Origin of the sequence: Parahaliea aestuarii (assembly GCF_008064635.1) — a bacterium.
Taxonomy (GTDB): domain Bacteria; phylum Pseudomonadota; class Gammaproteobacteria; order Pseudomonadales; family Halieaceae; genus Parahaliea; species Parahaliea aestuarii.
In genome coordinates, this window is the sequence record NZ_VRYZ01000008.1 from 235,207 (window position 1) to 256,422 (window position 21,216).

Here is a 21,216-nt window from a genome sequence, read left to right on the forward strand (position 1 = left end):
GACACGCCGTGAATACATCCATGTAGGCTCGACGGCAGCATCCATGCTGCCGACGGTCCTGGAAGGCATCCCAGGCCATGCGTGCTCCTGCGGCGGACTTTACTGCCTCTCCACTTCGAATTTGATCTGGTGGAACTGGCTCCGTAGCAGGTTGCAATATGTGCAGATACGAAGTGAGGCAACTGAATTCACCGCCGATAGAGCGTGTGCGGTGCCCGAGGCCCTTCCGGGACCGTCAGCGGCATGGATGCCGCTGAAGAGACTACATGGATGTATTCACGGCGTGTCCCGGAAGGGCCTCGGGCATTGCGCACGTGGCTTCAAGGCACCAGTGCCACTGAAAAAATGGATCCCCACCTGCGTGGGGATGGCCTGGGACCTCAACTACCGGATTCGCTCTGCTCCGGCCCATACCGCGAAAACCACTCCAGAATCGCCGCCACCTTGCCAATCAGCTGGCTCGGCCGCTTGTAGATCGAGTGGGAAGCGCCCGGCATGCGCACCATCGCCGTATCCACCCCGCGCAACTTGAGCGCCTGGTAGTACTGCTCAGTCTCCGGCATCGGCGTGCGCAGATCCGACTCGCCCGTGAGCAGCATCGTCGGCGTCGTCACATTACCCACCCGCGACAGTGGTGAACGCTGCCAGTAAGTCTCGGGATCTTCCCAGGGCATCTTGTCGAACCAGTAGCGCGCGAAATAGGGGGACATGTCCGCCGTGAGTACAAAACTGGTCCAGTTGATCACCGGCTTGGCCACGACCGCGGCGCGGAAGCGGTCGGTGCTGCCGACAATCCAGGCGGTGAGCACGCCGCCGCCGGAGCCGCCAGTCACGTAGAGTTGGTCCGGATCCACATAGCCCTTCTCGATAACCGCGTCCACCACGCTCATCAGGTCGTCATAGTCCTGGCTGGGGTAGTTGTGGTGAATCAGGTTGCCAAAGTCCTCGCCGTAGCTGGTACTGCCGCGGGGGTTGGCGTAGACCACCACATAACCCGCGGCCGCGTAGAGCTGGATTTCCGCGGCGAAGTGCGGGCCGTAGGTGGCGAAGGGGCCGCCGTGGATCTCCAGGATCATGGGATAGCGTTTGCCCGGGTCAAACCCCGGCGGCAGCGCCACCCAGGCCTGGATGTCCCGCTGGTCGAAGCTGGATTTCACCCACAGTTCTTCCACCGGGGCCAGTTCGCGGTAGTCGAGCAGGTTGGCATTCAGGTAGGTCAGCTGGCGGTTGCGACCGCTCTCGCCCACCGCCAGTTCCGCCGGAAAGGCCGCTGAGCCGACGGTGTAGGCATAGACTCCATCGCCGCCCACGGCAAAATCCGCGCCGGTGTAGGGGCGGCCGAGTGCCGTGCCGCCAAGATCGCGGGCCAGTTCGGTGATTTTGCCGGACAGGCTGGTGGCGGCGAGCACCGTGGCGCCCCTGTCGTCGTACTGGAAGTAAATGGCGCGGCCGTCGCCGGACCACTGGGGGTCGACGATATTGCGGTCCAGTTCGGCGAGCAGTTCGCGCTTGTCGCTGCCATCGCGATTCATCACATACAGGCGATTGCGATGGTAGCCCATGCGCCGATCGTCCCAGCCGGTCCAGGCGATACGCTTGCCGTCCGGCGATACCGACAGGTCGCCGTCCGGACCCTTGCGATCGGTTAACGCGGTCAGTTCGCCGCTGGCGACATCGATACGGTAGATGTCGGTGTTGGACACATCAATCGCCCAGTCGGCGTTGCGGTTGGCCGAGACGTAGAGGGCGCGACCGTCGCCGGACCAGGCGATGCTGCCGTCGTGATGAAAGTCACCCCGGGTCAATTGCCGCGGGCTGCCGCCATCGGCGGGCATGACGAAAACATGGCTGTAACCCACCGGTTTGTCGCCACTGCCGTCGTTGCGATAGACACTGCGATCCACCACCACCGGCGGCGCAGCCCACTCGGCACCCTCCGGCCTGGGCGGTAGTTTGCCCATCACCGGGGCGTCCTGCGGCACGCGCATGGCGAAGGCCAGCCACTTGCCGTCGGGGGACCAGGCCAGGTTTTTGGCCTTTTCCGGCAGGCGGGTGAGCTGGGCGCTGCGGGGGCTGTCCAGCCAGCTGACAAAGATCTGCGAGCCGACATCGTCCTTGCTGATATAGGCCACCCGGCTGTCATCCGGCGACAGCACCGCACCGCTGATATTGTTGGGGCCGCTGGTCAGGGGCTGCTCGCGGCCGGAGTCGATATCCACCAGCCACAGGTTGCTGCGGGAGCGGTCCTTCATGATGTCCATGCTGTGGCGCAGGTAGAGGGCGCGTTCGCCCTCGCTGTCCACCAGCGGATGGCTGGCGTAGCGCAACTGGAACACATCTTCCGGCGCAAAAGTGGGTGCGGCCAGTGCTGCGGTGGCGCCCAGCACACCAGCGGCAACACCGAGGATCGCGGCCAGGGCCTGCCGGTGTTTGGTTTGTCGCGGGCTATTCATTCCTTCTCCCTTTTCAGTTCGGTTACCATGGCCCTTCACTCATCACCCTGCCACGCACTGTCATGTCCAATCCCCTGCTCGAATACCACCACCTGCCGCCCTTTTCGCGCATTCGCACAGAACATGTGGAAGACGCCGTCCGCCAGTTGGTGGATCGCAACAAAACGGCCATCGATACCCTGCTGCAAAAGGGACAATCGCCTGACTGGGAGAACACCCTGCAGGTTATCGAAGATCTGGACGACGACCTGGAACGCGCGTGGGCGCCGGTGTCGCACCTGAATGGCGTGATGAACTCGGAGGCCCTGAGGGAGGCCTATAATCGCTGCCTCCCGCTGCTGTCGGAGTATAGCACCTGGATGGGGCAGCACCGGCCCCTGTTCGAGGCCTGCCAGCAGATCGCTGACAGTCCCGCGTACGCCGCCCTCGACAGGGCCCGGCGCAAGGCCGTCGACAATACCCTGAGGGATTTCCGGCTGGCGGGCGTCGCCCTGCCGCCGGCACAGCAACAGCGCTACGGCGAGCTGAAAAAGCGCCTGTCGGAACTGGGCAGCACCTTCAGCGAGAACGTCCTGGACGCCACCAAGGCCTGGACCCGGGCGGCCAGCGCGGAGGAACTGGCCGGCCTGCCCGCCACCGCGCTGGCCAGTGCGCGCCAGGCCGCCGAGCAGGCCGGCAAGTCCGGCTATCTGCTGACCCTGGAATTTCCCTCGGTACAACCGGTACTCACCTACTGCGACAACGCCGCCCTGCGGGAAGAGGTGTACACCGCCAACAGCACCCGCGCCTCGGATCAGGGACCACACGCCGGCCAGTGGGACAACAGCCCGCTGATTGCGGAAATCCTCGACCTGCGCCTGGAACTGGCGCAACTGCTCGGCTTTGCCAGCTACGCCGAACTCTCCCTCGCCACCAAGATGGCGGAGAGTCCGCAACAGGTGCTCGGCTTCCTGCAGGACCTGGCCGCCCGCGCCCGCCCCCAGGCGCAGCAGGAGTGGCGCGAGCTGTGCGACTACGCCCGCAGCGCGCACGGGGTAGAAACCCTGCAGGCCTGGGATGTGGCCTACTACGCGGAAAAACTGAAGCAGGAGCGCTATAAGGTCTCCCAGGAGGAAATCCGCCCCTACCTGCCAGTGGATCGCGTGCTGGGTGGCATGTTTGAACTGGTCGGGCGGCTGTACGGGCTGGAAGTGGCTGAACTGGACGACTTCGACAGCTACCACCCGGATGTGCGCCTGTTCGAGTTGCGCCACAAGGGCGCAGCCATCGCCCGCTTCTACCTGGATCTCTACGCCCGCAGCGACAAACGCGGCGGCGCCTGGATGGCGGACTGCCGGGTACGCCGGCATCGCAACGGCGAACTGCAATTGCCGGTAGCCTTTCTGGTGTGCAACTTCACAGCCCCTGTGGGCGACACCCCCTCCCTGCTCACCGAGCAGGAACTGACTACCCTGTTCCACGAGTTCGGCCACGGCCTGCACCACATGCTGACCCGGCAGGACGTGGCGGCGGTATCGGGCATCAACGGCGTTGCCTGGGATGCCGTAGAGCTGCCCAGCCAGTTTCTGGAGAACTGGTGCTACGAGCCGGAGGCCCTGGCTTTCATCACCGGGCACTACCAGACCGGTGAGCCGCTGCCGCAGGCACTGCTGGACAAAATGCTGGCGGCGAAAAACTTCCAGTCCGCCATGTTCATGGTGCGCCAGCTGGAGTTCGGCCTGTTCGACTTCCGCCTGCACGGCGAGTGGTCGCTGGAGAACCCGCCTTCAGTGCAGGGTTTACTGGACGAGGTGCGACGCGACGTGGCGGTGGTCATTCCGCCGGCCTGCAACCGCTTCCAGAACGGCTTTTCCCACATCTTTGCCGGCGGCTACGCGGCGGGCTACTACAGCTACCTGTGGGCGGAAGTCCTCTCGGCCGATGCCTACTCCCGATTTGAGGAAGAGGGCATTTTCAACCCGCTAACCGGTGCCGACTTCCGCGACAAGGTGCTCGCCGTGGGAGGGTCGGTGGATGCCATGCAGCTGTTTGTCGATTTTCGCGGTCGCGAACCGGAGACTGCGGCGCTGCTGCGCCACAGCGGCATCGCGGCCTAATCCGCCGTCCACAGGGCCCCGCCGCGCTGCCCGGGGCCCGAGGCTACACAGACCTCCACCTCGCGCAGATCTTCGCCCGCGGACAGGGTCCGCAGCTTGCCGAGCAGATAGTGGGCGAACTCCTCCACCGTCGCGTTGCGGATGGGGAGGATGAGGGTATCTTTGCGCAAGAACAGCATGTCGTCCCCGGCAAAGCGCACCCGGTAGTAATCCCCGTCCTCTGCAATGTGCTGGTGTAGCGACTCCCCCGCCAGCAGCATGTACTCGTCCAGCTCATCGCAGAGCTGCTTGATACGGCCCTTGTAAACGTTGTAGTCGGCAGAGAAGCCATTGTCCCCCATCGGCGCCACAATCCGCGCCGACACGGAATAGTTGTGGCCGTGCAAGCGCTCCCGCTCGCTGGCGCTGAAGATGGTGTAGTGGGCAGCCGAGAACTTGTGGCTTTCCTTGTCGATATAGAGTGTAGTCAGGCGCTCCATCGGACCGTTCCGCTTGCGAGGGCCGCCCATTGTTGCGGCTGGCCCCGATGATGGCAAGGGCGCCCGGCGGGGTAGTTCAAGCCAGTGGACTCTGCCGCAAGCCCGGAAGTCGACTGCTTCAGTTCAAACAGAGTGGCCCTGTCTCAATTGAATCCAGCGGCAGATAGGCGGCATACTGCGCTGCGAACTTACCGCAGGAATCGCCACCATGAAAACCGCCATCATCACCGGCGCCAGTGTCGGCATCGGGCGCGCTGCCGCGGCCCGTTTTGTCGCCGACGGCTATCGCGTCTTCAACCTGGCGCGTCGGGAGTGCCCGGAAGCCGGGGTGGACAACCTCAGCTGCGACCTGGCCGGCGACGCCGATATCGCACGGTGCTGCGAGACCGTTCTCGATGCAGTTACTGCCAGTGACAGCGTGGCCCTGATCCACAACGCCAGCCAGATGCGCAAGGACAGCACGATGGACTGTGACAGCGACAGCCTGCGGGCGGTGCTGGAAACCAATGTGGTGGCGATCAACAGCATCAACCGGCACCTGTTGCCGTCACTGCCCGCCGGCTCCAGTCTGCTCTACGTGGGCTCCACCCTGGCGGAAAAGGCGGTACCCGGCTCCTTCAGCTACGTCCTCAGCAAACACGCCCAACTCGGCATAATGCGCGCCAGTTGCCAGGACCTGATGGGCAGCGGTATCCACACGGCGCTCATATGCCCGGGCTTCACCGACACCGAAATGCTGCGCACCCACATCGGCGACGATGTCACGGTAGTGCAGGCCATCTCCGCCATGAACAGCTACAACCGTCTGATCGAGCCCGCCGAAATTGCCGAGTTGCTGCACTGGGCCCACCACAATCCGGTGATCAACGGCTCGGTACTGCACGCCAATCTCGGCCAGCGGGAAAGCTGAAGTGGCGGGCAGTCCGGCACAGGCACTGATGCCGGCGCTCCTGCAGGAGCGCCGGGAGCGGGTGTTTCTGGTGCTGGCGGGAACCTTCCTCGCCGCCATGACCCTGCTCAATGTCATCGGTATTACCCGCTTTATCCAGCTCGGGCCAATGGCACTGGCGGTGGGCGTACTGCCCTACCCCCTGACCTTTCTCTGTACCGACCTGATCTGCGAGCTGTACGGCAAGGCCCGGGCGAATTTCCTGGTGAGTGTGGGGCTGGGTTTGAATTTCCTGATTCTGGCGGTGCTGTTTCTCGGGGATGCCATTCCGTCCGTACCGGCAGACCAGATGCCACCCTGGCAGATACTACAACTGGCGGCGCCGGTGGCGCTGCCAAACGGCGATGTGGTGGAGGGCAGTATCGGTCTCTATCAGCTCATCTACGCCACCACATCCGGCGCAGTGTTTGCCTCCATGCTGGCCTATATCGCCGCCCAGTACTGTGACGTGCAGCTGTTCCACTTCTGGAAGCGGGTGACCAGGGGCAAGTATCTGTGGGTGCGCAATAACTTCAGCACGCTGATGAGCCAGATGGTGGATTCGGTGATGGTGATCAGCGTGACCTTCGGCGCGGCCTTCCTGCGGGGGGATATCGCCTTCAAGGCGATACTGGTACTGATCGGCAGCAACTACCTGTTCAAGGCGACGGTCGCCCTGCTGGACACCGGGCCCTTCTATCTTGCCGTGCACTACCTCAAGCGCTACCTGCAGCTGTCTGAGGGGGAATACGCGGTACCCGGCGGGGCTGCCGAAGCAACACCCGCCGGGTAGGAGAAGCGATTTAACTTACGGCCGCCAGAGCTGGCGGTTCTGCTCGCTTTTGCGCCAGGTACTCCTCGGCCAGTTGCTCGGCAATCGACTCGGTGGAACTGTGGCACTCGTCGGCGCGCCGCAGCACCTCCGCCAGAGACCCTTCGATACGGGCAATATGCTCCCGCTTGCTGGCCTCCGCCGAACCGGCGCGCTGGTGGTGGACGTCGATGATGCCGCCGGCATTTACCAGGAAATCGGGGCAATAGAGAATGCCCAGATCGCGCAGGTGATCGCCGTCCTGCGGGGTTGCGAGCTGGTTGTTGGCGGCACCGCACACAATCCCCGCGCGCAGTTGCGGAATGCTCTGCTCGTTCAGGATGGCACCCATCGCGCAGGGGGCGACGATGTCCACTTCCCGCTGCAGAATGTCCTGCACATCGACGACAATCACTCCGAGTTCATTCACCGCGCGCTGCAGGTTGTCTGCATTTACGTCGGCACCGTAGACCGTGGCGCCGTCGGCACGCAGGTGCCGGGCGAGGTAATAGCCCACATGACCCAGCCCCTGGATGGCGACTTTCAGGCCCTTGAAGTTGTCGGCGCCCAGGCGGTGGCGGATGGCTGTGCGCATACCCAGGTAAACGCCCCAGGCGGTGCTGGGCGAGGGATCCCCGCCAAATTCGTTGTCTTCCAGGCCGCTCACCCACTGGGTGCGCTCGCCGATCACCTTCATGTCCGCCACGCCGGTGCCGGAATCCTCCGCGGCCACGTAGCGACCGCTCTGGGAATTGACAAAGTCGCCCATCGCCAGCAGCAGCTCCCGGTTCTTCTCAGTGCGCGGGTTACCGATAATCACAGACTTGCCGCCACCCAGGGGCAGGCCGGCCAGAGCGGACTTGTAGGTCATGCCGCGGGACAGGCGCAGTACGTCGCGCAGGGCGTCATCGTCACTGGCATAGGGGTACATGCGGCAGCCGCCGACACCGGGCCCCAGGGTGGTGTTGTGCACGGCGATAATGGCGCGCAGGCCGCTATCGCTGTCGGAGCAGAAAGACACCAGCTCGTGCTGGTCAAAGGCCGGGGCAGAAAACACACTCATCGCCATTCCTCGGTGGGTTCAGTCAGGGTTACAGATCAGGCCGCGTCGACGATTTTCACCGCCGCGGCACGGGTTTCGCCGCGCAGTTGCGCGAGCAGCTGTTGTTTGCGAGGTTCCAGGTTCGCGCGGTTGCGATCCTTGACGTGACCAAAGCCGCGCAACTTGGCCGGCAGGCGCGCCAGTTCCAGGGCCACCTCGTAGTTGCTGCTGTTCAACGCGCCGAGCACGCTTTCAAGCACTTCTTCGTAGTCTGCGATGTCGCGACGCTCCTGCTTGCGCTCCTCGGTGTAACCGAAGATATCCAGGCGAGTGCCGCGCAGACGACGCAGTTTCGCCAGCCAGCCAAAGGCGCTCATCATCCACGGGCCGAATTCCTGTTTGATCAGGTGGCCGGTATTCGGATCGCGTTTGCTGAACAGGGGCGGTGCCATGTTGAAGCGCAGCTCGTAATCGCCTTCAAATTGCTGTGCCAGTTTTTTCTGGAAGCTGCCATCCGTGTAAAGACGCGCAACTTCATACTCGTCCTTGTAGGCCATCAACTTGAACAGATTGCGGGCCACCGCCACGCTGATGGAATTGGCCTGCTCCGCGCGCGGGTCGGCGGCGCGCACACGTTCGACCTGGCTGCGGTAGCGCTCGGCATAGGCCGCATCCTGGTACTCGGTAAGGCGCGCCACCCGGTCGGCAATAATCTCGTCCACGGATTCCAGTCGCGGAACCGGAGCCGGTTCCAGCTGTTCCACCAGGGCCAGGACCTTCTCCGGCTGGTGGGCGCAGCGGCGCCCCCACAGGAAGGCGGCCTTGTTGAAGGACACCGCCACGCCGTTCAGTTCTATCGCCTCTTCCAGCGCTTCGGCGGATACCGGTACGGTGCCGCGCTGCCAGGCAAAACCCAGCAGGAACAGGTTGGAGGCAATGGAATCGCCCAGCAACTGGGTGGCAATCCGGGTGGAATCGATAAAGTGAGTGTCGTCACCCACTTCCGTACTGATTTTGTCCTTCATGGACTGGGTAGGGAATCTGGCATCCGGATCCAGGATAAAGGCCGAGGTCGGCACTTCCGCTTCGTTAACTACCGCGTGAGTGCGGCCCTGGGCGACCTTGCCCATGGCTTCGTAGGTGCTGGTCACCACCAGGTCGCAACCCAGCAGCAGGTCCGCCTCGCCGGCGGGAATGCGCACCGCCTTGATGTCTTCCTGGTTCTGGCTCACCCGCACGTGACTCACCACGGCGCCGAACTTCTGTGCCAGGCCGGTCTGGTTCATGGTGGCGCAGCCCTTGCCCTCGATATGGGCGGCCATCGCCACCAGGGCAGTGATTGTCAGTACACCGGTACCGCCTACCCCGGTCACCACGGTATTCCAGGGGCGATCCAGCGAGGGCAATTGCGGCTCCGGCAGGGGATCGAACACCACCTGGCTGTCGTCGCCGATACCGCCTGGCTTGCGCAGCTTGCCGCCGATCACCGAAACAAAGCTCGGGCAGAAGCCGTTGGCGCAGCTGTAGTCCTTGTTACATGAGCTCTGGTCAATCTGCCGCTTGCGACCCAACTCGGTCTCTTTCGGCAGCACCGACAGGCAGTTGGACTTGACGCTGCAGTCGCCGCAGCCTTCGCAGACCGCGTCGTTGATAAACAGGCGCTTGTTCGGGTCGACCATTGTGCCTTTCTTGCGGCGACGGCGTTTTTCCGCCGCGCAGGTTTGCACATAGACGATGACGGAAGTGCCTTTGTAGTCGCGCAACTCTTTCTGCAGGGCGTCCATCTCGTCCCGGTGGTGCAGGCTGAAGCCCGGTATGCCGGAGATCTCGCCGCGCCAGGCATCGGGGGCGTCGCTGACCAGCGCAATGCGGCGCACGTTCTCAGCGCTCACCTGCCGCACCACATCGCCCACACTCAGGGGGCCGTCGATGGGCTGGCCGCCGGTCATGGCCACCGCGTCGTTGTAGAGGATTTTGTAGGTGATGTTCACCTCGGCGGCGACGGCGGCGCGGATTGCCAGCAGGCCGCTGTGGAAATAGGTACCATCCCCCAGGTTCTGGAAAATGTGTTTGGTCTCGGTGAACGGCGCCTGGCCGATCCAGGTCACCCCTTCGCCGCCCATCTGGGTGAAGGTGTGGGTCTCGCGATCCGGCATCCACGTCGCCATGTAGTGGCAGCCGATACCGCCCATGGCGCGACTGCCTTCGGGCACCTTGGTGGAGGTGTTGTGGGGACAACCGGAGCAGAAGTGGGGCATCCGCTCGATCGTCTCCCGCGGCGTGGCGAGTGACGCTTCCTTGCGGTTGATCCAGTCGACACGCTGATCCATCAGCTCCGATTTGAAAAAGCGCTTGATGCGGCTGTGAATCGCCAGCGCCACCATCGCGGGGGTCAGTTCACCGAGATTGGGCAGTAGGTCTTTGCCGTTCTCGTCGAACTCGCCGAACACCCGCGGGCGCGCCGCCACCGGGTAGTTGTAGAGCTGGCCGGTCAGTTGGTCCTCGATAATGGAGCGCTTCTCTTCCACCACCAGGATTTCTTCCAGCCCCTCGGCGAATTCGTGGGTGGTGCGCGGCTCCAGCGGCCAGGGCATGCCCACCTTGTACACCCGCAGGCCGATCTGGGCGGCGACTTTGTCGTCGATCCCCATGTCCTCAAGCGCCTGCATCACGTCGAGGTAGGCCTTGCCGGAGGTAATGATGCCAAAGCGGGCGTTGGGGCTGTCCACCACGATACGGTTGAGCCCGTTGACCCGGGCGAATTCGCGGGCGGCGTAAATCTTGTACTTGTTGAGCCGCAGTTCCTGCTCCAGCGGCTTGTCCGGCCAGCGCGCGTGGACACCGTCCGCGGGCAACTGGAACTCCTCGGGAATCACGATATCAATGCGGTTGGGGTCGATGTCGGCGGAGATGGCCGAATCCATATTCTCGGTAATAGCCTTCAGCGCCACCCAGCAGCCTGAGTAGCGCGACAGTTCCCAGCCGTATACGCCCAAGTCAAGCACTTCCTGCACGTTGGCGGGACTCAGCACCGGCACCGAGGCACCGATGAACATATGCTCGCTCTGGTGCGGCAGGGTGGATGATTTACAGGCGTGGTCGTCGCCGGCCACCGCCAGTACACCGCCGTATTTGCTGGTGCCGAAGGCGTTGGCGTGCTTGATGACATCCATGGAGCGGTCGACACCGGGGCCCTTGCCGTACCACATGGAAAACACGCCATCGTACTTGCCACCGCGAAACAGGTTGGTCTGCTGGCTGCCCCACACTGCCGTAGCGGCGAGATCCTCATTGATGCCGGGCTGGAAAACCACGTTGTGCTTGTCGAGCCAGGGCTTGGCCCGCCACATGGCCTGGTCCACCCCGCCTACGGGGGAACCCCGATAACCGGAAATGAACGCCGCGGTGTTCAGGCCGCGCCGCTGGTCACGCTGGTGCTGCAACATGGGCAGGCGCACCAGAGCCTCGATACCCGTCATGTAGGCGCGAGTGGTATCCAGCGCGTATTTGTCGTCCAGCGATACTTTGCGAACAGCGTTGTTGCCGTGGGTAGTCATATCCAGCTCACCTCTTTATTGCGGCATAGTGTCACCCAGAAGTATAGGAATTGTTATTTGATCTACAGGCTCCAGCGGCCATAGAATGCATAGAATATGCACTGAAATATTATTTTGAGGATAGTATGCCTACTTCTTTGGCAAAACAGGATTTGGACATCCTCCGTCTACTGCAGCGGGACGCCACCCTCAGCACCGGAGAGATCGCCGAGCGGGTGAACCTGTCCCAATCCCCGTGCTGGCGGCGTATCAACCGGCTGGAGCAGGAGGGCATCATTCAGCGCCGGGTGGCGCTGCTCGACCGGGACTCCCTGGGCATGGAGGTGGTGGTGTTCGCCACCATCAACCTCACCTCCACCGGACGCCAGAATCTGATGAGCTTTGAAGAAGATATCGTGCGGCACCCGGAGGTCATGGAGTGTTACACCATGACCGGGATATGGGACTATATGCTGAAGATCGTGACCCGGGACATCCGCCACTACGAAGAGTTCGTGCGCAACACCCTGACCGCCAGCCCGGCGATCCGCGAACTGCACTCCCACATGGCGGTGACCGAGATCAAGAACAGCACAGAGCTGCCGCTGGATACCCAGCTCTGAGCCCCGCGCCAGCCCAACGCCACGAACAGGATGTCATGAACCTGCACAGCAAGCTGCCGGATGTCGGCACCACCATATTTACCCGCATGTCCGCCCTGGCGCGGGAACACGGCGCCATCAATCTGTCCCAGGGTTTCCCGGACTTCCCTGCCCCCGAGGGACTGCGTCAGGCCCTGGCCCGGCACGCACTGGAGGGCCATAACCAGTATGCGCCGATGATCGGCGAGGCCGCCCTGCGCGAACAGGTCGCCCTGCAATTGCAGAACTTTCGCGGCGTTGCAGCGGACCCGACCGAAGAAATCACCATTGTCCCCGGCGCCACCGAAGGCCTGTTCTGCGCCATCATGGCGCTGGTGGGCCGCGACGATGAAGTGATCCTGCTGGACCCGAGCTACGACAGTTACGAACCGGCGGTGCGCCTGGCCGGCGGTCGCGCGGTGCATGTTCCGCTAAACAACCGAGACTTCAGCGTGGACTGGGAGCGCGTGACCGGTGCCCTGTCACCCCGCAGCCGCATGATCGTCATCAACAGCCCCCACAACCCGACCGGCGCGGTGCTCAGCCACAGCGACCTGGAAACCCTGCAGGCACTGGCAGAGCAACACGACCTGCTGGTGGTGAGCGACGAGGTCTACGAGCATCTGGTGTTCGACGGCGCCCGACACCACAGCGTGCTGCAATACCCCGCCTTGCGGGCGCGCAGTGTGGCCGTCTATTCCTTCGGCAAGACCTACGGCGTCACCGGCTGGAAAACCGGCTACTGTGTGGCCCCCGCTGCGATCACTGCCGAGTTGCGCAAGGTGCACCAGTTCAACTGCTTTGTCGGCGTCACGCCGGTGCAGCTGGCGCTGGCGGACTTTATGGCGGCAGAGCCGGCCTACCCCGCTGCGCTGCCGGCCTTCTACCAGGCCAAGCGCGACCTGCTACAGCGGGCCCTGGCGCCCTCCCGTTTCCGCCTGCGCCCGAGCCCCGGCACCTACTTCCAGTTACTCGATTACGGCGCTATCAGCGATGAGCCGGATCACCAGCTGTGCGAGCGCTGGACCCGGGAACACGGTGTTGCCAGCATCCCCATTTCCATCTTTTACCAGGCCCCGCCACAGCAGCACTTCCTGCGCCTGTGCTTTGCCAAGCAGGACGAGCAGCTGCTGCGGGCCGCGGAGGTACTATGCAGGATTTAAAAGTCAGCCTGGTCCAGTGCGAACTCGCCTGGGAGGCTCCGGCCGACAATCGGCGCCAGTTCGATGAGATCATCGCAGCCACCGCCGATACCGACCTGATCGTGCTGCCGGAGATGTTCACCACCGGCTTTTCCATGAATGCACTGGCCAATGCCGAGGCCCCGGGAGGCGCGACCGAACAGTGGCTGCAGGACAGGGCCCGCGAGCACAACTGCGCTCTCACCGGCTCTATCGCGGTCCAGGCGGGCGACGCTGTCTACAATCGCATGCTGTTCGCGACCCCGGAGGGCTGTGACTTTTACGACAAACGCCACCTGTTCCGAATGGCGGGCGAGCACAAGCGCTACGCACCGGGTAGTGAACGGGTTATCGTGAGCTGGCGCGGCTGGCGCATACTGCTGCAGGTCTGCTACGACCTGCGCTTCCCGGTGTTCAGTCGCAATACCGGCGACTACGACCTGGCCGTCTACGTGGCCAACTGGCCCGCGACCCGGCGCTTGCACTGGCGCAGCCTGCTACAGGCGCGAGCGATCGAAAACCAGGCCTGCGTGGTGGGAGTGAATCGTATCGGCAGCGATGCCAGGGGGCTCGACTACAGCGGCGACAGCCTCGCTATCGACGCCCAGGGCGCCATTCTGGCAGACCCCGAAAATGAAAACGGCACCACCAACGCTGTGTTGGACGGTGCCGCTCTGGTCAAGTACCGGGAAGCTTTCCCCTGCCAGCTGGATGCCGACGGCTTCCAGCTGGCGGGTATCACCACCCGGTGAGCGCCACTTACTCCTCGTAAGTGACTTCCAGGGTGGCCATGGTGCGGCGGTTCTGCGCGCGGCCTTCCTTGGTGTCGTTGGTAGCGACCGGCTGGGCTTCACCGTAACCAACCGGCTTGATGCGGCTGGCGGCAATACCGTACTGGTTAACCAGCATGTCTTTCACAGCGTCAGCACGGCGCTGGGAGAGCTTCTGGTTGTAGTCGTCCGGACCAACGCTGTCGGTGTGACCTTCCAGTTGCACGTCAACATCGTCGAAGCGTTTGAGGAAGTTGGCCAGCTCGCCGATATCGTTGAAGTACTGCTCCTTCACCTTGCTGGAGTCGAAGTCGAAATTCACCTTCAGCTTGATGGAGGCTACGCGCTCAACCGGCAGCGGACAGCCGTTGGCATCAACGCGGGTGCCGGGGGGAGTGCCGGGGCACTGGTCCTTGTCATCGGTAACGCCGTCACCGTCGGAATCCACCGGCGCCGGGGGTGGCGGCGGGGGCGAATCTTCCTTCACTTTACCGAAGTAGTAGTTCAGGCCAGCGGTGAGCAGCACGTCGTTGTGGCTCTCGTCCAGGCTGTGCACCAGGCGGGCTTCGAGGCGGGCGCCGAAGCGGGAGGTCAGCATGTAGCGGACACCGGCGCCGGCGTTCAGTACGGTTTCCACGGAATCGATACCGTTATCGGCCTCGAAATCGATTTCACCACCACCGAAGGCCAGGTAGGGACGCACGCGGTTGCCGCCACCGATGTAGCTGCCACCGTAGTACAGCATGTCCAGCTGCCAGGTGGCGACGTCGATGTCGACACCGTTAGTGTTGCTTTCATCTTCTGCGTAGAAGATCTCGGCCGCCCAGTTGTCGTCAAAGGCGTACTCCAGGCTCACCCAGGGCGTTGCGGTGTCGTCGATGTCCCGGTCTCTATCGAAATACCACTGACCGATCCCCCCGTTGATTGTAATGGGCACATCTGCGGATGCGGGGACCGCCAGTACCGAAGCCAGCGCTGCGCCGGCTGCAAGGGAAAGAATTCGTTTTTTCATTGTTACACATCTCCTGATCAAAAATACGCACGCCCGAGCCTAGTCGCGCGACCCTACGTCACTTCAATATAGCAGTGATTTTTGAACTTTCTAATAAAGTTGGGGTGGAATTTTTACGGTGATATTTGCGCATTTCCCGGGAATAACTCCCAGATAGCGCCACCGGCTACCAGTCCAGCACCCGTTTTACGAAGGGCACAGTCAGCGCCCGCTGCTCCGCCAGGGAGTGACGGTCGAGCAAGGCGAGTATGTCCAGCAGCTCCGGCAGTGCCCGCGGCGCCCTGACGACAATGAAACGGGCCACTTCCGGCGGCAACTGCAACCCCCGGCGCCCGGCCCGAAAAGCCAGCACCCGGCATTTGTGCTCATCATCACTGTCTGGCAGATGATATACGATCCCCCACCCCAGACGCGAACGCAAATCGGCCAATTGGACTGCCAAATGCCTCGGCGCCGCATCCGCTGCCAGCAGCAGGCGGCAGCCTGCGGCCCGGGCGCGATTGAAAAAGTGGAACAGAGCCTGCTCCCAGGTTTCGTCGCCGGCGACGGCCTGCAAGTCATCCAGGCACACCAGGGCAAGGTTTTCCATGTCCGCCAGCACTGCATCCGGCGGGTGATCCAGCAACTCCGCCAGCGGCAGGTAGAGAGCGCCTTCACCGGCCAGGTGGCAGCTGGCCTGTAGCAAATGGGATTTGCCACTGCCGCCAGCCCCGTGCAGAAAGATCACCGGCTCGCCACAGGGCTCCAGTTGCTGGCGCAACTGGGGTAGCAAGGGCGCCACTGACTCAGTGGCGAGAAAATTGTCCAGAGTGGCGTCGTCGCGCAGGTGGACATTGAGGGCGAGCTGATGCCCGCCGGGCGCTGCACTCGACACGCTCATTCTCCGGTGTAGAGATCGCTGGCGCGATAGTGCGCCACCGCGTGCCTCAGGAAGACCATGATCACCGCCGACACCGGCAGTGCCACCAGCACGCCGACAAAACCGGCAATCTGGCCACCGGCCATCAGGGCGAAAATCACCGCCACCGGGTGCAGGCCAATGCGATCCCCCACAAGGATGGGCGTCAACACCACCGACTCCAGCACTTGGCCAATGCCGAACACCAGCGCCACCAGCAGCAGCGCGCTCAGCTCGTGGAACTGGAACCAGGCCACCAGCAGGCTGCTGACGATACCGACGATAAAGCCCAGGTAGGGCACGATACTGGCCAGCCCCGCCACCATGCCCAGCACCAGGGCCAGCTGCACACCGACAATACTGAGGCCGAGGCTGTAAATCACCCCCAGCGCCAGCATCACCAGCAACTGGCCGCGAATAAAGGCGCCGAGCACTTCGTCGGCCTGCCCGACCATCAACGAGGTGTTCTCCTGCCAGGCCTTTGGCACCATGCGCAGGATCTTGCCCATCAGGATGTCCCAGTCGCGCATCAGGTAAAAGGCCACTACCGGCACCAGGGCGAGATTGAACAACCCGGCCAGGAGACCGGCGCCCGAGCCGGTAATACCGCGCAGGGTGGAGGCTGTCGCCTTGCCCAGGGACTGCCAGTTCTCGGCCAGGCGCGAGGTCCAGTCGATCTCGGGCAGGGCGGATACCGGCACACTGAAGCGGGCCTGCAACCAGGGCAGAAGGGTGTCGGTGATCCAGCGGTAGATGTCCGGTATTTTGCGCACCAGGGCGTCCACCTGGTGGACCAACGCCGGAATGGCAATCAGCAGGGCGATTGCCAGCAGGACGGTGAATATCAGGAACACCACCGACACTCCCAACCCGCGCCCCATGCCGCGCCGCTCCAGCATATCCACCAGGGGGTCGCCGAGGTAGCCGATCAGCGCACCGAGCACAAAGGGCAGCAGAATGGGCTGTAATAGATAGAAAGCCAGCCCCAGCGCGACGAGGACAGCCAGCAGCCAGGGCCAGCGCCGTGGCCCGAGGGGACCGCCTGTCATCGACTCTGCCACTGGTACCTCAACTCACCTGTCGCGCCCGGAGCCGCCGCCGGCACCAGGCGCTTGTTCAACTGGATAAGGGAGGCCAGCTGGCTGGCATCGGCCTGGGCACTGAGGCGAAGTTGCAGGCGGTCACCGCCAATATGCTCGACCCTGGCCTGCTCCACCGGTTCCAGCCCTTCCAGCCAGGATACGATCGCGGCGTAGTCGGCGTAGCTGCGGACGTTGCTCACGGTCATGGCCGTACCGGAAGCGGGCGCGGTACCGGCGGCGACCGCGTAGCGGGCGGCCATGGTCTCCGCGACCAGAGCCGCGCCGGCACTGAGAAAGGCTTCCCGGGATTCCGGGGATGCGCTGCGATCCAGGCGGTCCTGATCCGAGAAATACGCCCAGTCCCCGAGCCACTGGCCGCCGGACAGTTCACTCAGGCGCCCCGCCAGGATGTCGTCACTGCGATAGCGCGACGAGGCCTGGCGCAGCGCCACCTCTCCCAGTGACCAGGCCTGCTGCGGCGACAGGGCTGCGGCATCGGCCAGGTCAAACAGGGGGAAGCGCAAAGGCACGCCGCGGGCGCGGAAATCCGCCTCCAGCTGGCGCACCAGGTCCGGTGCCGTTTCGCGGTTCACGAACTGGCGCCCCTCGGGGGAGTCCTGTACCAGCCATAGCAGCACCGATGGCCGGTTGGCGGTCCACAGTGGAGCACCGGCCTCGCTCAGCAGGCCGGACACCCAGCGCTGGCTGAACTCAAAGCGGGCTGCCAGGGGCTCTTCGGGGTTGTCAGTGCGCGCATAGGAGAACTGCTGGGCCTGGGACACAGCGCCCCTGAGGGCAGCGGGGATACCCGGCAAGCTCAGAACCTCGGTGCTGCCGGAGACTTTGACCAGCACCTGGGAAAGGGCCTCCCGCGCCGCCCGCGCCAGTTCCTCCTGGCTGCGATCAGTCACCGGCGCCTGCCCGGTGTAGAGATCCTTTACCACCTCGGCCCGGGCGCCGAGGGGCACCACCAGGACAAAACCCAGTAGCAGCAGGGCGCCTCGGCGCAGCAACAGATTGATCACAGACTCCCCCGGACAATTCGGCAAGGCCAGCATTGTAGCAGCCCCGGATAACAACTGAAGCCGCTATCGACACTCCGCCCCGCAACGGCGGCACTTGTGTGAACAATTGCGCCTGCGGGGTGTATCACCCGGGCAATACCGCTAGAATAGCGGGCCCTCCAGATCCCCAATACCGGACCCGTACCAAATGAGCACAGACAAGGGCGCGCCCTCCCTCAGCTACCAGGACGCCGGCGTCAATATCGACGCTGGCAATGCACTGGTCGAGCGTATCAAAAGCGTCTCCAGGCGCACCGCCCGTCCCGAGGTGCTCGGCGGCCTGGGTGGCTTCGGTGCCCTCTGCGAACTGCCTGCGGGCTATCGCCAGCCGGTGCTGGTGTCCGGCACCGACGGCGTCGGCACCAAACTGCGCCTGGCCATGGATCTCGGCATTCACGACACCATCGGCATCGATCTGGTAGCCATGTGCGTCAACGACCTGGTGGTCGCCGGCGCCGAGCCCCTGCTGTTCCTCGACTACTACGCCACCGGCGCCCTGAATGTGGATACCGCGGTGGATGTGGTCACCGGTATCGGCCGCGGCTGCGAGCTGGCCGGCTGTGCCCTGGTGGGCGGCGAGACCGCCGAAATGCCCGGCATGTATGAGGGCGAGGACTACGACCTTGCCGGCTTCTGCGTCGGTGTGGTGGAAAAGGACGAGATCATCGACGGCAGCAAGGTCACCGCCGGCGACGCGCTGGTCGGTATCGCCAGTTCCGGACCCCACTCCAACGGCTACTCCCTGATTCGCAAGATTATCGAGGTCAGCGGCGCAGACCTGCAACAGCCGCTGGGGGACACCACCCTCGGCCGCGCCCTGCTGGAACCCACCACCATCTACGTGAAGCCGCTGCTCGCCCTGTTCAAGCAGGTGGAGGTAAAGGCACTGTCCCACATTACCGGTGGCGGCCTGCTGGAAAACCTGCCCCGCGTTCTGCCGGAGAACTGCCGCGCGCACATCGACACCACCAGCTGGCAGTGGCCGGAGGTATTCCACTGGCTGCAGCAACAGGGCAACGTGCAGACCCGGGAGATGTACCGCACCTTCAACTGCGGCGTGGGCATGGTGCTCTGCGTGGCACCGACAGAGCTCGACAAGACCCTGGCAGCCCTGGCCGACAGCGGCCTGAATGCCTGGCAGATCGGTCGTATCGAGCAGGGCGAGCACGGCGTTGAGCTCGGCGAGGCATGAGTCACGAAGCCCCTCGCACCCCCCTTCCCATCGCCATCCTGATCTCTGGCCGCGGCTCCAATATGGTCGCTTTTATCGAGGCTGTCGCAGCCGGCCAACTGGATGCCAGGATCGCCCTGGTGCTCAGCAATAATCCCGATGCAGCCGGCCTGGAAAGAGCCCGGGAAGCCGGCATCGATACCGCAGTGATCAACCACCGTGACTACGCCAGGCGGGAAGATTTTGACGCCGCCATGGTGGCCCGGCTGCGCCAGGCCGGCGCTGAACTGGTGATACTGGCCGGCTTCATGCGCATCCTGACTTCTGTGTTTATTACCGCTTTCCGGGGGCAGCTGTTGAACATTCACCCGTCCCTGCTGCCCAAGTACCCGGGCCTCAACACCCACCAGCGCGCCCTGGACGCCGGCGACAGCGAAGCCGGAGTGACGGTGCATTTCGTCACCGAGGAACTGGACGGCGGCCCACCGGTGCTGCAGGCGCGGGTGCCCGTACAGCCGGGCGACAGCGCAGACAGCCTGGCGGCGCGAGTGATTGTTGAGGAACACAAAATCTATCCGCTGGCCGCCCGCTGGTTTGTGCAGGGGCGGCTGACGCTAAGCGAGCAAGGAGCGTTTCTCGATGGCAAGCGATTACCGGATACCGGCCTCACCTACCAACCGGACCTCGACAGGGCCGCAACGTAGCCTGGCCCGGGGCATCGCACTGCTGGCAGGGGTCTTTTTCGGCCTGGCGCCGCTGCTGGCATCTGCCGTGGACAATCTGCGCCCCTACACTGCCGAGTACAACACCAGCGCCCTGGGCATGCACCTCACCCTGCACCGGGAACTGAAAAGTGACGGCGATGGCGGCTACACCCTCACCAATGGCGGCAAAATTCTGGTTGCGGGCTTCCACGAAGTGGCCGTTTTCAGCGTGCGCGATGGCGAGGTCATCCCCAAATCCTATGTCTACCAGGGAACAGGGCTGATCAACCGCCGCCGCGAAGTGCACATCACCCCCGGCGCCGACACCCTGCGCAGCCTGTACAAGGGCGAGTGGTACGAACTGCCCAACAAACCCGGCACCCTCGACCGCCTGAGCCAGCAGGAACATCTTCGCCTGCTGATGCTGAGCGACCCCAACCCGCGGGATGATCTGGTCATCACTGTAGCGGACGGCCGCAAGATCAAGGACTACAACATCGAATTTGTCGGCGAGGAAATGGTAGAAACCGCCCTCGGGCCGGTGAAAACCCTGCATTTTGCGCGCCTGCACGACGACCCGGATCGCACCTCGGAAATCTGGGTGGCGCCGGACTGGGACTACCTGATGGTGAAAACCGTACACGTCGAGGACGACAGGCCGGTTGAAGTCCTGCTGACCAAGGCCAGTATCGACGGCGTACCGGTCGCTACCGGCGACGAATAACGATGGGGCAAAGGGGCGCAGCACTGCGCCCCGGCAACATCAGGCCTTGGGCAGGGTCACTCCGCGCTGGCCCTGATACTTGCCGCCGCGGTCCTTGTAGCTGGTTTCACAGACTTCATCGGATTCGAAAAACAGCATCTGCGCCACGCCCTCATTGGCGTAGATCTTCGCCGGCAGGGTGGTGGTGTTGGAAAACTCAAGGGTCACATGGCCCTCCCACTCCGGCTCCAGTGGCGTCACGTTGACGATAATGCCGCAGCGGGCATAGGTGGACTTGCCGAGGCAAATGGTCAGCACATTGCGCGGGATACGGAAGTATTCCACGGTGCTGGCCAGGGCGAAGGAGTTTGGCGGAATCACGCACACATCCCCCTCCACATCGACGAAGCTCTGCTCGTCAAAATGCTTGGGGTCCACGGTGGCGGAATTGATATTGGTGAAAACCTTGAACTGGTTGGAACAGCGCACGTCGTAGCCGTAGCTGGAGGTGCCATAGGAAATCAGGCGGCGATCGCCGTCCTCCCGCACCTGGCCCGGCGCAAAGGGCTCGATCATGCCGGCGCCCTCGGCCATGCGACGGATCCACTTGTCTGACTTGATACTCACGCGTGCTCTACTCCTGTG

18 protein-coding genes are annotated in these 21,216 nt (G+C 63.5%); 9 read left to right on the forward strand and 9 right to left on the reverse strand.

The features are described 5' to 3' along the window. Positions 1 to 380: 380 nt before the first annotated feature. A complete protein-coding gene (locus FVW59_RS17270) occupies positions 381 to 2,453 on the reverse strand; it encodes a S9 family peptidase (protein WP_148065612.1) in 2,073 nt (690 codons plus the stop codon). 62 nt (positions 2,454 to 2,515) lie between these two features. Between FVW59_RS17270 and prlC the strand changes: the two genes are divergently transcribed. Next, complete coding sequence (gene prlC, locus FVW59_RS17275) at positions 2,516 to 4,549, forward strand: oligopeptidase A (RefSeq protein ID WP_148065613.1); 2,034 nt, start codon at positions 2,516 to 2,518, stop codon at positions 4,547 to 4,549. On the opposite strand, the gene FVW59_RS17280 is transcribed toward prlC, so the two are convergent. Further along, on the reverse strand, positions 4,546 to 5,028 hold the full coding sequence (locus tag FVW59_RS17280; protein WP_148065614.1) for a 6-pyruvoyl trahydropterin synthase family protein: 483 nt from the start codon (positions 5,026 to 5,028) through the stop codon (positions 4,546 to 4,548). The two genes, prlC and FVW59_RS17280, sit on opposite strands and share 4 nt — an antisense overlap. Before the next feature lie 208 nt (positions 5,029 to 5,236). Here FVW59_RS17280 and FVW59_RS17285 point away from each other — a divergent pair, with 208 nt between their 5' ends. Both FVW59_RS17285 and FVW59_RS17290 read left to right on the forward strand, forming a co-directional pair. Then, positions 5,237 to 5,938 (forward strand): SDR family NAD(P)-dependent oxidoreductase, encoded by a 702-nt coding sequence (locus tag FVW59_RS17285; RefSeq protein WP_148065615.1) that lies wholly within the window; start codon positions 5,237 to 5,239, stop codon positions 5,936 to 5,938. A 28-nt stretch (positions 5,939 to 5,966) separates the two neighbouring features. After that, positions 5,967 to 6,749: a queuosine precursor transporter gene (locus FVW59_RS17290; protein ID WP_148065664.1), complete on the forward strand. Its 783-nt coding sequence runs from the start codon at positions 5,967 to 5,969 to the stop codon at positions 6,747 to 6,749. Between the two features lie 10 nt (positions 6,750 to 6,759). On the opposite strand, the gene FVW59_RS17295 is transcribed toward FVW59_RS17290, so the two are convergent. Both FVW59_RS17295 and FVW59_RS17300 read right to left on the reverse strand, forming a co-directional pair. Beyond that, complete coding sequence (locus FVW59_RS17295; protein WP_148065616.1) at positions 6,760 to 7,830, reverse strand: Glu/Leu/Phe/Val family dehydrogenase; 1,071 nt, start codon at positions 7,828 to 7,830, stop codon at positions 6,760 to 6,762. Between the two features lie 35 nt (positions 7,831 to 7,865). Next, positions 7,866 to 11,366, reverse strand: a complete 3,501-nt coding sequence (locus FVW59_RS17300) for an indolepyruvate ferredoxin oxidoreductase family protein (RefSeq protein ID WP_148065617.1) — start codon at positions 11,364 to 11,366, stop codon at positions 7,866 to 7,868. A gap of 152 nt (positions 11,367 to 11,518) precedes the next feature. Here FVW59_RS17300 and FVW59_RS17305 point away from each other — a divergent pair, with 152 nt between their 5' ends. The 3 genes from FVW59_RS17305 to FVW59_RS17315 are packed head-to-tail and all read left to right on the forward strand — an operon-like array spanning position 11,519 to position 13,919. Further along, positions 11,519 to 11,968, forward strand: coding sequence for an Lrp/AsnC family transcriptional regulator (locus FVW59_RS17305; protein ID WP_246139784.1), 450 nt, complete (start codon positions 11,519 to 11,521; stop codon positions 11,966 to 11,968). A gap of 35 nt (positions 11,969 to 12,003) precedes the next feature. Further along, positions 12,004 to 13,149 (forward strand): methionine aminotransferase, encoded by a 1,146-nt coding sequence (locus FVW59_RS17310; protein ID WP_148065619.1) that lies wholly within the window; start codon positions 12,004 to 12,006, stop codon positions 13,147 to 13,149. After that, positions 13,137 to 13,919 carry an amidohydrolase gene (locus FVW59_RS17315; protein ID WP_148065620.1) on the forward strand — a complete coding sequence of 261 codons (783 nt, stop codon included), beginning with the start codon at positions 13,137 to 13,139 and terminating at the stop codon, positions 13,917 to 13,919. Before FVW59_RS17310 ends, FVW59_RS17315 begins: the two co-directional genes overlap by 13 nt. 7 nt (positions 13,920 to 13,926) lie before the next feature. Here the strand turns inward: FVW59_RS17315 and FVW59_RS17320 are convergent, their stop codons facing one another. The 4 genes from FVW59_RS17320 to FVW59_RS17335 form a co-directional block, all read right to left on the reverse strand. Beyond that, positions 13,927 to 14,949 (reverse strand): OmpA family protein, encoded by a 1,023-nt coding sequence (locus FVW59_RS17320; protein ID WP_148065621.1) that lies wholly within the window; start codon positions 14,947 to 14,949, stop codon positions 13,927 to 13,929. A gap of 166 nt (positions 14,950 to 15,115) precedes the next feature. Next, complete coding sequence (hda, locus tag FVW59_RS17325; protein WP_246139785.1) at positions 15,116 to 15,823, reverse strand: DnaA regulatory inactivator Hda; 708 nt, start codon at positions 15,821 to 15,823, stop codon at positions 15,116 to 15,118. 2 nt (positions 15,824 to 15,825) lie between these two features. Continuing rightward, entirely contained in the window at positions 15,826 to 16,896 is a 1,071-nt protein-coding gene (locus tag FVW59_RS17330) for an AI-2E family transporter (RefSeq protein WP_148065623.1), read from the reverse strand. Beyond that, complete coding sequence (locus FVW59_RS17335; protein ID WP_187275954.1) at positions 16,893 to 17,954, reverse strand: DUF2066 domain-containing protein; 1,062 nt, start codon at positions 17,952 to 17,954, stop codon at positions 16,893 to 16,895. The genes FVW59_RS17330 and FVW59_RS17335 overlap by 4 nt, the downstream gene beginning before the upstream one ends. A gap of 187 nt (positions 17,955 to 18,141) precedes the next feature. Here FVW59_RS17335 and purM point away from each other — a divergent pair, with 187 nt between their 5' ends. From purM to FVW59_RS17350, 3 genes are read left to right on the forward strand one after another with little or no spacing between them, the layout of a single operon-like run. After that, the gene (gene purM, locus FVW59_RS17340) at positions 18,142 to 19,185 is read left to right on the forward strand and encodes a phosphoribosylformylglycinamidine cyclo-ligase (protein ID WP_148065625.1); all 1,044 of its coding nucleotides are present in this window, start codon (positions 18,142 to 18,144) and stop codon (positions 19,183 to 19,185) included. Next, positions 19,182 to 19,868: a phosphoribosylglycinamide formyltransferase gene (gene purN / locus FVW59_RS17345; protein ID WP_148065626.1), complete on the forward strand. Its 687-nt coding sequence runs from the start codon at positions 19,182 to 19,184 to the stop codon at positions 19,866 to 19,868. Before purM ends, purN begins: the two co-directional genes overlap by 4 nt. Next, positions 19,804 to 20,592 (forward strand): DUF3108 domain-containing protein, encoded by a 789-nt coding sequence (locus FVW59_RS17350; protein ID WP_148065627.1) that lies wholly within the window; start codon positions 19,804 to 19,806, stop codon positions 20,590 to 20,592. Before purN ends, FVW59_RS17350 begins: the two co-directional genes overlap by 65 nt. A 39-nt stretch (positions 20,593 to 20,631) precedes the next feature. Here FVW59_RS17350 and dcd read toward each other — a convergent pair whose 3' ends face one another. Then, entirely contained in the window at positions 20,632 to 21,198 is a 567-nt protein-coding gene (gene dcd, locus FVW59_RS17355; RefSeq protein WP_148065628.1) for a dCTP deaminase, read from the reverse strand. Positions 21,199 to 21,216: the final 18 nt, after the last annotated feature.